The 13,343-nt window shown below is 45.8% G+C and carries 17 protein-coding genes and 1 pseudogene; 10 read left to right on the top strand and 8 right to left on the bottom strand.

Annotated elements, in window-relative coordinates; genetic code table 11:
• Positions 1-93: 93 nt before the first annotated feature.
• Positions 94-1,464 (bottom strand): PLP-dependent aminotransferase family protein, encoded by a 1,371-nt coding sequence (locus tag SLH55_RS14055; protein ID WP_320323736.1) that lies wholly within the window; start codon positions 1,462-1,464, stop codon positions 94-96.
• 143 nt (positions 1,465-1,607) lie between these two features.
• On the opposite strand from SLH55_RS14055, the gene blaOXA reads away from it, so the two are divergent.
• The 5 genes from blaOXA (at position 1,608) to SLH55_RS14030 (ending at position 3,811) form a co-directional block, all read left to right on the top strand.
• Entirely contained in the window at positions 1,608-2,390 is a 783-nt protein-coding gene (gene blaOXA, locus SLH55_RS14050) for a class D beta-lactamase (RefSeq protein ID WP_320323735.1), read from the top strand.
• A gap of 233 nt (positions 2,391-2,623) precedes the next feature.
• Entirely contained in the window at positions 2,624-2,833 is a 210-nt protein-coding gene (locus SLH55_RS14045) for a hypothetical protein (RefSeq protein WP_320323734.1), read from the top strand.
• Positions 2,834-2,845: 12 nt separating this feature from the next.
• Positions 2,846-3,286 carry a GNAT family N-acetyltransferase gene (locus tag SLH55_RS14040; RefSeq protein ID WP_320323733.1) on the top strand — a complete coding sequence of 147 codons (441 nt, stop codon included), beginning with the start codon at positions 2,846-2,848 and terminating at the stop codon, positions 3,284-3,286.
• Positions 3,287-3,320: 34 nt separating this feature from the next.
• Positions 3,321-3,509, top strand: coding sequence for a hypothetical protein (locus tag SLH55_RS14035; RefSeq protein ID WP_320323732.1), 189 nt, complete (start codon positions 3,321-3,323; stop codon positions 3,507-3,509).
• Positions 3,510-3,520: 11 nt separating this feature from the next.
• Positions 3,521-3,811: a phosphatase gene (locus SLH55_RS14030; protein WP_320323731.1), complete on the top strand. Its 291-nt coding sequence runs from the start codon at positions 3,521-3,523 to the stop codon at positions 3,809-3,811.
• Between the two features lie 24 nt (positions 3,812-3,835).
• On the opposite strand, the gene SLH55_RS14025 is transcribed toward SLH55_RS14030, so the two are convergent.
• A complete protein-coding gene (locus SLH55_RS14025) occupies positions 3,836-5,029 on the bottom strand; it encodes an MFS transporter (protein ID WP_320323730.1) in 1,194 nt (397 codons plus the stop codon).
• Between the two features lie 211 nt (positions 5,030-5,240).
• Here SLH55_RS14025 and SLH55_RS14020 point away from each other — a divergent pair.
• A pseudogene (locus SLH55_RS14020) lies at positions 5,241-5,450 on the top strand (KGG domain-containing protein); the annotation flags it as partial.
• A gap of 133 nt (positions 5,451-5,583) precedes the next feature.
• Here the strand turns inward: SLH55_RS14020 and SLH55_RS14015 are convergent.
• The 5 genes from SLH55_RS14015 to coxB form a co-directional block, all read right to left on the bottom strand.
• The gene (locus tag SLH55_RS14015) at positions 5,584-5,820 is read right to left on the bottom strand and encodes a hypothetical protein (protein ID WP_219167539.1); all 237 of its coding nucleotides are present in this window, start codon (positions 5,818-5,820) and stop codon (positions 5,584-5,586) included.
• Positions 5,821-5,974: 154 nt separating this feature from the next.
• Positions 5,975-6,241, bottom strand: coding sequence for a hypothetical protein (locus tag SLH55_RS14010; protein ID WP_219167538.1), 267 nt, complete (start codon positions 6,239-6,241; stop codon positions 5,975-5,977).
• Positions 6,242-6,243: 2 nt separating this feature from the next.
• Positions 6,244-6,828: a cytochrome c oxidase subunit 3 gene (locus tag SLH55_RS14005; protein ID WP_320323729.1), complete on the bottom strand. Its 585-nt coding sequence runs from the start codon at positions 6,826-6,828 to the stop codon at positions 6,244-6,246.
• Entirely contained in the window at positions 6,825-8,699 is a 1,875-nt protein-coding gene (locus tag SLH55_RS14000) for a cytochrome c oxidase subunit I (RefSeq protein ID WP_320323784.1), read from the bottom strand. The genes SLH55_RS14005 and SLH55_RS14000 overlap by 4 nt, the downstream gene beginning before the upstream one ends.
• A gap of 106 nt (positions 8,700-8,805) precedes the next feature.
• A complete protein-coding gene (coxB, locus tag SLH55_RS13995) occupies positions 8,806-9,798 on the bottom strand; it encodes a cytochrome c oxidase subunit II (protein WP_320323728.1) in 993 nt (330 codons plus the stop codon).
• A 235-nt stretch (positions 9,799-10,033) separates the two neighbouring features.
• Here coxB and SLH55_RS13990 point away from each other — a divergent pair, with 235 nt between their 5' ends.
• Both SLH55_RS13990 and SLH55_RS13985 read left to right on the top strand, forming a co-directional pair.
• Positions 10,034-10,606, top strand: coding sequence for a CBO0543 family protein (locus SLH55_RS13990; protein WP_219167535.1), 573 nt, complete (start codon positions 10,034-10,036; stop codon positions 10,604-10,606).
• 74 nt (positions 10,607-10,680) lie between these two features.
• Complete coding sequence (locus tag SLH55_RS13985; RefSeq protein ID WP_219167534.1) at positions 10,681-11,442, top strand: PAS domain S-box protein; 762 nt, start codon at positions 10,681-10,683, stop codon at positions 11,440-11,442.
• 52 nt (positions 11,443-11,494) lie between these two features.
• On the opposite strand, the gene SLH55_RS13980 is transcribed toward SLH55_RS13985, so the two are convergent.
• Positions 11,495-11,890, bottom strand: coding sequence for a DUF3243 domain-containing protein (locus SLH55_RS13980; RefSeq protein ID WP_374939762.1), 396 nt, complete (start codon positions 11,888-11,890; stop codon positions 11,495-11,497).
• Between the two features lie 66 nt (positions 11,891-11,956).
• Here SLH55_RS13980 and SLH55_RS13975 point away from each other — a divergent pair, with 66 nt between their 5' ends.
• Positions 11,957-12,334, top strand: a complete 378-nt coding sequence (locus tag SLH55_RS13975; protein WP_320323727.1) for a hypothetical protein — start codon at positions 11,957-11,959, stop codon at positions 12,332-12,334.
• 72 nt (positions 12,335-12,406) lie between these two features.
• Positions 12,407-13,288, top strand: coding sequence for a DUF6843 domain-containing protein (locus tag SLH55_RS13970; protein WP_320323726.1), 882 nt, complete (start codon positions 12,407-12,409; stop codon positions 13,286-13,288).
• The last annotated feature ends 55 nt before the right edge of the window (positions 13,289-13,343 follow it).

Genomic DNA, 13,343 nt, shown 5'->3' with positions numbered 1-13,343 from the left:
TTTCGTGAAAGTGGCACGAGTTCGGGACTGACTTGGCTAAGATTCGTTATATATGACGCCGTTCAAGTCCCACCACAGTCTACATATGGCCGATTACCTCCAAATTACTCCTTTTTTTCTCTCAATCATCATTTCTTGAATGGTTTCTGCCATAAGCGCAACCCCTCCTCCAATCATGTCATCCTCCACATGGGATACACTGAGCCGGAGCTCGTCATGTCTCATGAAAGCCTCTAAATACATGGATTTGGTACTCTGCACGGATACATGTTTCTCCTTTAATCGTTGAATCAGCTCTTCGGCTTTCAATGGAGATGGCAGTCTGACCGTTGAGTAGAAGCCGGATGGTGGGCACGTATAAATCGTCCCATCGGGCATGAGGGTTTGATACGCCTGGCGAAGCATTTCCCCTTTTTTCCTGTACAGCTTCCGAATCTTTTTGATATGGGCAGCAAACATCCCATTTTTCAAATAGATTTCCAGTGCCCCCTGAGTGATGACCGGCGTATGGACGTCTGCTGCAAACTTCGCCTTTGTGAAACGTTCAATCAACTCAAGGGGCAGGACAGCAAGTCCGAGACGGAGACCGGGGAGAAGTGTTTTGGAAAAGCTCTTCGTGTAAATGACCCTTCCATTCGGCTGATAGGCAAACATGGGATCCTGCTTCAAATCTGGATCCAGGTCCCCCATATAATCGTCCTCCAAGATGTATACATCATACCGTTCGGCGAGCTCGACGATTTTCCTTTTTTCTTCATTGGTATAGCCGTGCCCTGTGGGATTATGAAACCGTGAGACTACGTAGAAAAATTTGATGTCTCCTTTTTGAAAAATGGTCTCGAGCTCCTGGAGGTCAGGTCCGTCCCTCCCGATGTCGATACCGGCGCTGGGCTGGTGCTTCAAGGATTCTATGAAACTTGGATGAGCAGGCTGTTCGGTCAGGATGGTTTGTTTTCCATTAGGGAATGGGAGGCGGATCAATAGATGGAGAGCCTGCTGTGATCCTGTTGTCACCGCGATTCGTTCCGGTGTCGTGAACACCTGGAGATCCCGCAGGTGCCGGGCGAGTTCTTCGCGGAGGGAGAAGAGACCGAGAAGTTCGGAGTAGGTGAACATATCTTCTTTGTACCGGTCAATCGCCTGATTCATGCAGTGCTTGTAATCGAGGTAAGGCATGGCGTGCTTATCGGGTCCGGCAGATAAGAAGTCATAGATGGTTTCTCCAGCACCGCGTTGTTTTTTATAAGGAAAATCTTCTACCAAATAATATCCGCTTTTTCTAACGGCATAGATCTTGTGGCCGAACTCCAATTCTTTATATGCTTTGATGACGGTATTCAAGCTGCAGGAGAACGTATCGGCAAGGGATCTGATCGACGGTAAGCGGCTTCCGAGCTTTAGTTCTCCAGACTCGGCCAGCTCCTCGATGTGATGGATGATTTCTTCAAATTTGGCACGGGACATCTTGGTTTCCTCCCATCTGTATGGGTACAGTCAGTGAAAAATGGCGTGTGGTCGTTCCTTTTCTGTCAGTATACTAGAAATCGAGAACGGTGGGCATGGACGATTGGCCTGTCATTCTAGTAAATCAAAAGGAGTGGAATACAATGAAGCGAATTGCAGCACTCGTCATGAGTATAGTTCTGATCGTCATGGGAGGGACATATGCCGACGCCAAAACTAGTGTTCAATCGGAAATCACCGACATGCTGAATGGAAAAGACGCGACCATCGTCATCCGCAATCTGAAGACAGACAAGGAATTCATTTACAACAAGAAGAGAAGCGAGCGGCAGTATACTCCGGAATCAACGTACAAAGTACCACACGCCCTGATTGGATTATCGACGGGTGCCGTCAGGGATGAATATGAGGTGAAACGATGGGACGGAACGGTGAGGGAGTTTCCGGATTGGAACCGGGACCACACCCTCGCATCCGGCATGAGGTACTCCGTCATCTGGTACTACAAGTCCATGGCCCGTGATATCGGGGAAGAGAGGATGCAGGAAAACATTGAAAAGATGGACTATGGGAATGAAGATATCTCTGGTGGCATCGACTCCTTCTGGCTCGACAGCAGTCTGAAAATATCGGCCCGGGAGCAGGCCGACTTTTATGAAGATCTGGTAGAAGAGAGTCTCCCTTATGATATACAGCAGATGAGAACGGTGAAGCGGATCATGATCAATGATGAGCAGGATGACTATATCATCCACGGCAAAACCGGTACCCGGTTGTCGGATTTTGGACTCGGCTGGTACACGGGGTATGTGGAAACCGATAAGGGAGAATGGGTATTCGCCGTCAATCTGGACGGAAGCGGGACAGAAGCCAAGAATCTGACGGTAGAGGTGTTGGAGAAGCTGCACATCATTCCGGAAGAATAAGGAAGAGAGCTTACCTATGGCAGGTAAGCTCTTTTCCTGCTTCTAAAAAAGGATTGAGAAATATCCCATTATTTGAAATAATTAGAAAAAAGTCATCTGGAGGATTCGATATACATGATCTATCTTGTGAATGGCATCTACGACATCCTGAGTGGGGTCGGGATCGTTTTTTTGATTTTGATATCCTTTTTGATTTTTACGATTTTGAAAGAGAAAAAATGAGGTGGATCTTGATGAAACGTTTGTTAGAGAGGCTCATTTACCTTGTCTTTACGATGTTCATCTTCCTCGTGTTGTGGAAGGGGACGGCGTATTTATGGGAGGCTTATGTGCCGTGGAATTTTAAAACCGATATGGCCATGCTGTTTATTGTTACACCAACTCTACTCGGTTTGTCGTTCATTTTATCAAGTCTTGCCTTTCAATATACGAAAGACTCTTAAGGAGGAGCAGAGATGAAAGCAGACATCATTCCCTTCGACCAGCAGTATGCCGAGGAAGTCGTGACCATGTGGCGGGAAAGCAAGGAGCGGGCCATTGGACAGAAGGAAATACATAGTGTGGAAAGCCACCTTTACTTTTTAACCGACATCCTGCCTGAAGAATTCACAATCGAACTGGCCATGGTAGATGGAAAAGTAGCAGGTATGGCCGCATATAATGAAATAGAAATCAGCCAGCTTTACATTCATATAGATTATCAAGGACTCGGAATTGGTCAGATGCTATTGGAGAGAGCGAAGGCGAAGTCCAAAGGGTACCTGACCCTGTATACTTTTGAAGTCAATGAGAACGCCCAGAAATTTTATGAAAAGAACGGATTTGTGGTGATCGGAAGAGGTCACGAAAATGAGGAAAACCTGCCGGATATTCAGTATGAATGGAGGCGGACATAGGAAAATACTTTGTGAAATCGGAGAGGTAAAGGATATGGCTGAACCCACAAATGAAAAGCAAAAGCGAGTTCAAGAAATCTACAAAAAGCGAAAGAGAGAGGAATCTTCGAATCGAATCTGGCCATTGATTCTGATTCTTTTCATGATTCCAGTGGTCATCCTTCTTGTCACGAGCGCTTTATTCGATCTGGGGATTGAACTGCCTGCTTTTTTTGGAAGGTAGGAGAGGTAACGATGAAACCATTATGGATTGGATTAACATGCATATTGATCAGTTCGATTCTGTATGGCTCCACGCTGATAGCGGCAGCAATCTATTCCCAGGTGCTTGGGGGAACGGATGGACTCGGCTGGAGCAGTGAGTACGGAATATTCGGGACGGCCATGCGCGATATTGGGACCGTTCCATTGTTGTTGGCTGTTATAGTTGGGGTCACAGGAACTATGTTGATTGTGATGGACCTGAGAGGGCAGTTCCTGAAGAAAAAGGAGACAGATGCCAGGAATCCCGGAGTGAAAGGATAAGAGGACTTCATGTGAAGTCCTCTTTTATGTGGATCGAGCAGATTCCCTTTTTCCCAATTGCATCGAAATCCCAATCGATATAACAGAAAGACTGACGATCATCCAAACCACACCCGGCCAGTTCCACTGATGATAGAAGCTTCCACTGACGGTCCCGCCCACGCTTGAACCGGCGTAATAGGCGGACAAGTAGAGGGCAGAGGCCTGGGCTTTGTCATGGACGGCAAGGCGTCCGACCCAGCTGCTGGCGATGGAATGGCCGGCGAAGAAACCGTATGTGAAGACGGCAATTCCAATGATTTTTACCCAAAGATTTGGGTGCAGGGTCGTCAGGACGCCTGTCAGCATGATGACGAGGGATAATGGCAGGATGTTCTTTTTTCCATATTGATCGGCGAGCATCCCCATCCAAGTGGAACTGAACGTACCAACGATATAGACGATGAAGATGAAGCCGACGACGGTCTGGCTGAGTGAGTAGGGTGGTGCGATCAGCTCGAAACAGATGTAATTATAGAGAGAGACGAATCCGCCCATCAACAGGAATCCGATGGTGAAGAGGCTGAGTAGTCCCGGCACTTTGAATTGACTGAATAAGGAGCGGGTCAGACTAGTAAGTTTGAAGGCTTGGGGTTCAAAATGGGCTGACCGGGGGAGCAGGACCATAAAGATGATGCTTGAACATAAGCTGATGACCCCGATCCCCATCAGTGCGACGTGCCAGCTGAAATAATCAGTGAGTACGCCGCTGATGATCCGCCCTGACATTCCGCCGATGGAGTTGCCACTGATGTATAGCCCCATGGCCATCCCGAGGCTCTTCCCTTCAATTTCCTCACCCAGATACGCCATGGCGACAGCGGGGAGCCCGGCAAGCGTAATTCCCTGAAGGATCCTGCCGGCGACCAGCATATGAAATCCCGTGGCAAACCCCGTGCAGATGGCGAGGATGGATGAAGTCAGTAACGAAAAGGTCATCACCGATTTCCGGCCATACACGTCCGACAGTGATCCAGCGATCAACAGGCTGATGGCAAGGGCGATGGTGGTGGAGGACTGGCTGAGACTTGAAGTGGCAGGTGAAACATCGAACTCCCGGGCGATTTCCGGCAGCAGCGGTTGCGTTCCCCACAGGATGGCAAACGTGCTGAAGCCCCCTGCAAAGAGGGCAAGGTTCGCGTTCTTGAAAGCGGGAGTTCCCCGCTTGATGTAGTCCATATGGCAAGTCTCCTTCGCACAATATTCGTAACCACATCATACACCTACCGGCACATCACTTCTATTAAAAGGCATCATCCTCGCCAGAGTATAAATTAAATTACAAAAATGTTAAAAACCCCCAAATTTGTTTATCTTTCATATCTCGAGGTATATAACCAATGTACAAACGTACAACACCATTTTACTAAACTTAAGGAGGATTTTATTTATGTCAAACAGTAACAACAGCAACAATAACAACAACGGAAACAAAATGAGTTACGAGGAAGCTGGTCGTAAAGGCGGCGAACAAACAGCGAAGAACCACGACAAAGAATTCTACCAAGAGATCGGTGAAAAAGGTGGAGAAGCAACATCAGAGAATCACAACAAGAAGTTCTATCAGGAAATCGGTGCAAAAGGCGGACAATCCAGTAATTCAGGCGGCTCCAACAGCTCGAATAACTCTAACAACTAAATTCATAGCCGGATGACTTCCGGAAACGAGAAAAGACCTGTCAATGGAAGACGGGTCTTTTCTTCGTGGAATGACCAAACTCCACGGATCTCCTCTAAACGGAAGGATGTTTGAAATCGTGTAACAGAACTTCTAACCTGGCAAGAGCGGAAGGCAGACCCTGATAAGTTTCTACAGAGCCATGCTGGGTAACCACAAAGGATTTGAATTCATGGGAGTAAGAAACCTTTAAGAGGTCGGTATTATGTTCAGAAAATGAATGGGTAATGTCACATTCGGAATAGGTTTGAAGGGTTCTCAAAATGGTGTACAGCTCATTATTTTCTGACATTAGCTACAATCTCCTTTCATAAAAGGGAAGAAACTTGTCTGATTTTGGATAATTTTAGCATATTGGAAAGAATGATGTAAGGGGAGAAAGTCGCGTTTTAGGGGATTGAATGATAGCAGAAATGAAAAAGGGAGCAAGTTCGCTCCCTGTATCTTTAGGTTAAAAGAAATAAATAGAGAAAGGTGAGTCCGCCGACCAGCAGGCCGCTTGACAAGGAGAGCCACTTCCACTTGGTAAGGGGTGCTCTCGTGTTCATTAATACCGTCAACTGAAGGCTGATAGATAAAAAGGCAAGGGATAAGAGTATGAGAAGAATCGATGAAGCCTCAAGCTGTTCCCTCGAAAATTCAACAAGAATAGATCCGGCGATGGCTGAGCCGATAACGACTACATATAGTAAGATAAATCTCGTTTTTTTCACATTTATCCCACCTTTCCATACAGATAGACGAGAGTAAAGATCAACACCCACACGAGATCGACGAAATGCCAATAAAGGGAGAATACAGAAAGTCTCGAAGTTGTTTCCCGGCAGATCCCTTTCATCCGAAAATGTATGAGTAAGATTCCTATCCAGACGACTCCTGCGAAGACGTGAAGACCATGGGTCCCGACCAATAAATAGAAGGAAGACAGAAATGGGCTGGAATCCACTTCGAATCCTTGTTCATAGTAGTGAATGAATTCCCTTGATTCCATCAGTAAAAAGGAGCCGCCAAGTAAAAAGGTCAGGAGTAAAAGGAGAAATGTCTTCCCCATTTTTCCACTGTCACTCGCTTGAAGGCAGGAATAAATCGTAAAGCTGCTTGATAGGAGCAGGACCGTTGATAGCGTGACGCTTTTTAACTCAAGCATCTGAGCGCTTGATGGTCCTTCAGAAATATGGGATTTAAGTGTCAGGTATACTCCAAATAAGGACGCAAAGATCACAACCTCTGCAGCAATAAAAAACCACATGGCCAGCTTCTTATCCTCTTCTTGTTCCATACTGAAAACGTGTGAAGTCATAGGGAACGTTTCCTCCTTTCTGCCCATAATTCTTCAGTTGTATAAACGGTCCATGTGCGCCCGGCCGTGAAAGAACGAAGGATCATCAATCCTGTTACACTGACAAACCCGAACCATTGCAAGAGCTCGACATCAAAGATGAAGCCAAAGGATGAGACGAACAGCACTCCTGCCAGCATCAGGGGCTGAGACGTATGGTTCGATACGAAAATGGCGTCCTCTTCACCTGAGGTTCGGATGGTGCCATCCCCTTTCCGCTTTTCATGCCAAAGTTGATCGATGGTGGTGACAAGGGGCCGCTTTATGAAATTCCCGAGGGGAGGTGGTGACGGGATAGCCCATTCCAAGGTCCGTCCCTCCCAAGGATCCCCTGTGAGATCCCGCTTTCCGTGCCGGTAACTCCAGAAGATATTCCATAGAAAGACCAGTACGGCAAGAGCCATGAGGAAGGCTCCGATTGTACTGATGAGATTCAATGTTCCTAATCCATCGCTTTTTAAATACGTAAATACTCGGCGCGGCATCCCATTCAATCCCATGAGATGCATGGGGAAAAAGGTGATGTGGAACCCGAGGGTAAATAACCAGAAATGCCATTTTCCCCAGGTTTCGTTGAGTAAGAAACCGAACATCTTTGGCCACCAATAATACACTCCGGCAAAGATGCCGAGAATTGTGCCGCCGACGATCACATAATGAAAGTGCCCGACGACAAAGTAACTGTCATGGTACTGATAATCGGCAGGAGCGGAAGACAGCATCACTCCTGTGGCACCTCCGATCAGGAACGTGGGAATGAACGCCAGGGAAAATAACATAGCGGTCTTAAAGCGGATGACTCCTCCCTGAAGCGTAAAGAGCCAGTTGAACACCTTGATGCCTGTTGGAACCGCGATAGACATGGTGGAAAGGGCAAATATAGCATTGGAAATAGGTCCAAGCCCAACGGTGAACATGTGATGGATCCACACCATGAACCCTAGAAAGCCAATTAATACAAGTGCAAACACCATGGCAGGATAGGCAAACAGGTTCCTCCTTGAAAAGGTGGTGATCACATCAGAGAAGATGCCAAACGCAGGCAGGATCAATATGTATACTTCCGGATGACCGAAGATCCAGAATAAATGCTGCCAAATGATGGGGTTCCCTTCCGCTCCGGTAAGAAAAGCCGTTCCGTACACCCGGTCCAGCGTCAAGAGCAGAAGAGCAATAGTCAGCGCAGGAAAGGCAAAGAGTATCAAGATTGATGTGACAAAGGAAGACCAGGTGAATAAGGGCATTCTCATAAAGGTCATACCCGGAGCCCGCTTTCGTATAATCGTCACCAGGAAGTTAATTGCGGACAGGATCGTACCGGCACCGGCGATTTGGAGCCCGATGGCATAATAATCCATACCGGGGCCCGGGGTATACACATCGAGGTTTAAGGGGGCATAGCCCGTCCACCCTGCTGAAGGAGATCCCCCAAGCACGAAGCTGATATTGACCAATGCACCACCGGTGAAAAAGAGCCAGAAGCTTAGCAAATTAAGATATGGAAACGCCAGGTCCCTTGCCCCAATTTGAAGGGGGACAGCGACATTCATGAGCCCGATCAATAAAGGCATAGCCACAAAGAAAATCATCGTCGTACCGTGTGTGGTCATCATCTGGTTATACTTTTCCCCCTGAAAGACCCAGAACTGGTTCTCAGGAAGTGCAAGCTGCAGTCGGATAATGAGAGCATCAAGACCACCACGAAGGAAGAAGGCTCCTCCTGCAGCCAGGTATAGAATGCCGACTTTATGATGATGAGTGGAGGTTGCCCAATCCCACGCCCACTTCCACTTTTTATATCGTGTCAACAAGAACAAGGCAGTCACTGCCATGAGAAAGAGTGAGATGTCTGCTGCAACGATATCGGTGGGGAATACGAATTCCCGTCCGAAAAGGGTATATTTGATATCCATATTCTCCACCTCCTTGAGGGATGATTTATTCTTCTAATTGTGAAAGATACGTGCTTAATGCGTTGAGATCCTCTTCTGTCAAATCAGGGAAAGGTGGCATGTTGACATCCGGCTTGATGGAAGAAGGGTCCCTGATCCACCTCTCCATATTTTCATCGCTGTTCAGAAGGACATTCCCAATTCGCTCTTTATCAGAAATACCGGAAAGATTCGGTCCCTTGCTCCTTTCTGCAGGCGAAATAGCATGACAGGTTAAGCAGTTTGATATGAATAGTTTCTTTCCTTCTTTAGCAGTTGGAGTCAGTTGATCGGCTGCCTCTCCATTCGTTTCTTTCTCAATCCACTTAGTGAACTCCCGATCTCCGACTGCGTGGACCTGAAATCTCATATAGGAATGGGAAGCTCCGCATAGCTCGGCACATTGTCCTTTATATTCCCCTTGTTTGGAGGCATTCAGGGTCAAGGTGTTCGTTTTGCCTGGTATGAGATCTTTTTTTCCTCCCAGTCGCGGCATCCAAAAGGAATGAATGACATCAGCCGAGGTTAATTGGAATGCGACAGGCCGATTCACTGGTATGTAGGCTTCGTTGGTCAGGGTAATGCCTTGCTCGGGATAGTGGACTTCCCACCAGTATTGATGTCCAGTCACCTGGATCACGAGCGGATCTTCACCATTTGCCTTTAATTCTTCAAGGGAAAAGGTTCCCTTGATGGTAGGAATAGCGAGGATCACTAATAAAAGAATCGGTATGACGGTCCACGTCACTTCCAGCTTTTTATTCCCTTTCACATACGGGGGGATAATTTGTCGGCGCTCAGGTGTCTCTCTGTATTTCCAAGTGAAGTACACAAATATAGAAAATACGACAAAAAAGACCAACAGCATGATCACTGTGGATAGCTGAAACAAGTTTAATTGAAGGTCAGCAACGGTCCCTTTAGGGTCGAGGACCTTGAAAGAACTGCAGCCGGTGAGGAAAAGAACGGTCAGTAAGACGCTTAAAGATAGTAATTTCATAAAATCCCCCACATTTTTAGGATATTTCGAATATATGTAGACAATCATCCATGATAGTAAGCCTTTTCATAAGTACACTACCTCTCATCCAGGTTCATTAAACGAAATATTTCGATTATATGAAAGGAGGGGACCTTTGAACCAGATGGAAGAATACATTTTCATGATTGGCAAACACTATCATTCAAGATAACATGCTGAAAATTGAAGGGTATTTTTCAAAAGGGGATAACATATGAAGGAACAATACGATCAAATACAAGAAAAGGTAAAGGAAATCAAACTTCAAAATATCAACTATTGGTTGGATGATTGTTTTCTGTCTCTTCAATGGTGGTTTATCCTCACACTCTTCATCTTGACTTGGGTGGCGTTTATCCGCCTAACAAAAAATGCAGGAAATAAACCTAAACTATTCTTCCTGGGTTTGGTATGGATCATTGTCGCGGCGAATTTGGACGGAATGGGGTATGAGCTTGGGTTATGGGGGTACCCCTGCCAATTGATTCCCCTTCTACCGAAAGCATACGTATTTGATTATGCCTTGATACCAGTCACCTATATGCTGCAATATCAATACTTTCCTAAGGGGAAGGCGTTTTTCTATAGCACTCTCATGATCTCGGGAGGGGCATCCTTTATAGCGGAACCATTCTTTCGCTGGCTCCACATTTACACCATTTATAAATGGGAAGTGTGGTGGTCTTTTATCATCTATTTCATTTTGGCTTATCTGATTAGATGGGTGGTAGAGTATGTGTTCAGAAGCAGAAAAATAGGAGAAGTTTGGGAGAATCAGGGTCAATAAGGAGTTCCTTTTGGATACAACATTCTTGATATCTTATCACTCAACCTGTAACGTAGGTGAAAAGGAGTGATAATGTGAATGTTTTGGTTGCAGAGATAGATTATTTGGAAGTTATGGAATATTCACGGGATCCACTCATTCTCCACACGGACTATAAGGTCCTGTACGTTAATCATGCAGCGGAAGCATTCTTCCGGAGCAACAAAGAAAGTATGATCGGTGGGAGTCCCCTTGATTTATTCCAGGAAACCTCAAAGGCAGCCATCCGTCAGAGAATACAATCAGCTTATGAAGCACCAGCGGATGTCATTGAAGAAAAGGTCTACCGAATGGATGGGACACCTGTAGAGGTCGAATTGTATTGTCATCCAGTGAAAGTGGGGGACAGAAGGGCCATTCAGACCTATATCTGGGATATTACAAAGCGGAAAGAAACGGAGAAGAATCAATTTAAGATGAATGATGAAATCAATGAATTATCCGCGAACCTTGTACCGTTACTTAATGATGTGGCAATTCTTCCATTGAGGGGGAAGATAAGCCAGGAGAAAGCCATGACCTTGCTAGAATTAATCCCCTCTAAAGTAAGGGAACAAGACGTCAATCGCCTGATCATTGATTTCTCCGGTGCTTATGCACTGGATCGCATGGTTATCGATTATCTCTTTAGAATTACCAATGTGTTAACCCTTCTCGGTGTTCGATCAATCATAACCGGTATCAGGCCGGATTTGGCAACGGAAGCAATCGAGGTGGGGATTGATTTATCTGCTATTCCAACGGTGGCTACCGTGAAGGAAGCCTTGACTCAAATCGGTATGACATTACAAGAATAACGTTCTACCATAAAGAAAGCCCCCATAGATGGCTGGGGGCTCGGAACCGTGGTCAGTCGTTTGTTTGATCAGCAAGTTTTACTAACACATGCGCCATATGCTCGCGCTCTTCCTTATTCGCTACATGCCACATCTCATTCAGTATTTTCTGCTCCCGGTTTCGCGGTTCCTCATGCTCCGCTAAATAATCGGCTACGCGCTTAGCACCTTTTGCTAGTGCTTCCTCACTAAGACCCAGCTTCTCTCCCTTATGAACCTGATTCCCTAAATAATTTTTGAAAGAATCAAAATGTTGCATAATCTCTTCCTTTTTGTCTTCATTCATTTGAGCGACGGCCTGTTTTGGATCGTGTGCGATAATGAATTCCTCCTTTAAGTGATTGTAGTAGTGTGTTTCCCTTGTGAGAGGATAGTAAACAATGGATGGCACATTGAAGACAATTTTCAAGAAAACCTTGGAAAATAATTCTTTTTCGGTGTAAAATTACACTATGTTGAAACGAGGAGGAGTCGAATGAAGAAGATATTGTTTTCCATTGTCGGGGTACTTCTTATGTGCGTTTGTCTGTTCTGGTTCACTGATATCCTCAGCTCTACGCTTTCCTTTGGCCCCATCCTAATGGGGGTATTCGTGTCAGTGGTGTGGAATGGATTCTTTGTCAGAGTGTTGATCCGTGAGGGAACCTTATATAAGAGCAGATTATATCCTGTGGCTGTTTATCAGATCTTCTTTTTGCTCCTTGCTGGAATCATGTTCATCGTTTCCTCTGATAAAACGTATAGAGTGGATGCGTGGGATGGGGTGATCCCATATGTAATGCTTGCGTTGGTGGCGTTGATTCATGGGTTTGTGCTGTTGGTAGTAGTGAAGTGGAGCAAGGAGCTTGTTTGATGAAAATCACAAAATATGGTAAGGTTAAAATGTGAATTTATTCACAATCTCTATTTTTTGGAAGTTGGCATGATGAAAAAAGTGAAAGCAGCATGTTATACGAGTCTTACACTTTCTGTGATCATCCTCATCTTTAGTATAGCAGACGGGGGACTCTGGATCTTTCCTATTGTCCTGATGTACGCCCTGGCTGGGAATCTTGCGTATGGAATTCCGGTATCCATCCTTTCTGACTGGCTGACGAAAAGGATGGGAAGGGGACGGATGTTGGCTGCAGGAATCATCCACGCTTCATTCGGGGGACTCACTTATTTGGTCATCGACGGGTTTGCCTGGTTCGCAGTGATCTGTGCTGTGATCTTTTTCTTCGTGGATGAGTGGTTGAAAAGGAAGGATTCATCTGAGGTAGATGGAGACAATAAGCGGTTTTATTTAAAAGCAGGAAGTGTCGTTGTCGTTTTGGCCATTGTCATTGTGGCAGTCAATTGGATACCGGGAAGGAATGAACAACCGGCAGGTAAATACCTCTATCTGATTCCTGAGGGATATGAAGGGACGATTGTTGTGTTCCACGGCGCAGAGGATCGGCCGCCTTTGAAAAATGATGAAGGCTATTCATTGATCCCTGTTGAAGTGGAGAGTCTGCCTACGCTTATGAGAACGGATATTGAGCGATATGGCATATATCGGACGTCTACTCGCGATCGGAGTTATAATCTTAGTCAGAATCGGTATGTGTATGTTGATAATGTGGGAAATCGAACCCCTATGGCAGATGAGTGTATTCATCACAGCGGCGGTGGAAGTATAAGCGGCACTGAGATCTTCTATGATGAAATACAGGTAACGGAAACCTCTTGCGGAGAGCACTTCTCTACATATGGAAACGAACGATTCTCTGCACAGGGCAGGGAAATCGGCAAATATTATGAAGATCAAAGGAAGCTTGACTGAAAAAGTCAGGCTTCTATTTTTGTAGGCATTGAGTTTAGGAGTGGTATTTGAAATA

Origin of the sequence: Rossellomorea sp. YZS02, from assembly GCF_033963925.1 — a bacterium.
GTDB lineage: Bacteria > Bacillota > Bacilli > Bacillales > Bacillaceae_B > Rossellomorea.
The sequence above is the reverse complement of the archived record's forward strand: the minus strand, read 5'-3'. Positions and strand labels throughout refer to the sequence as shown.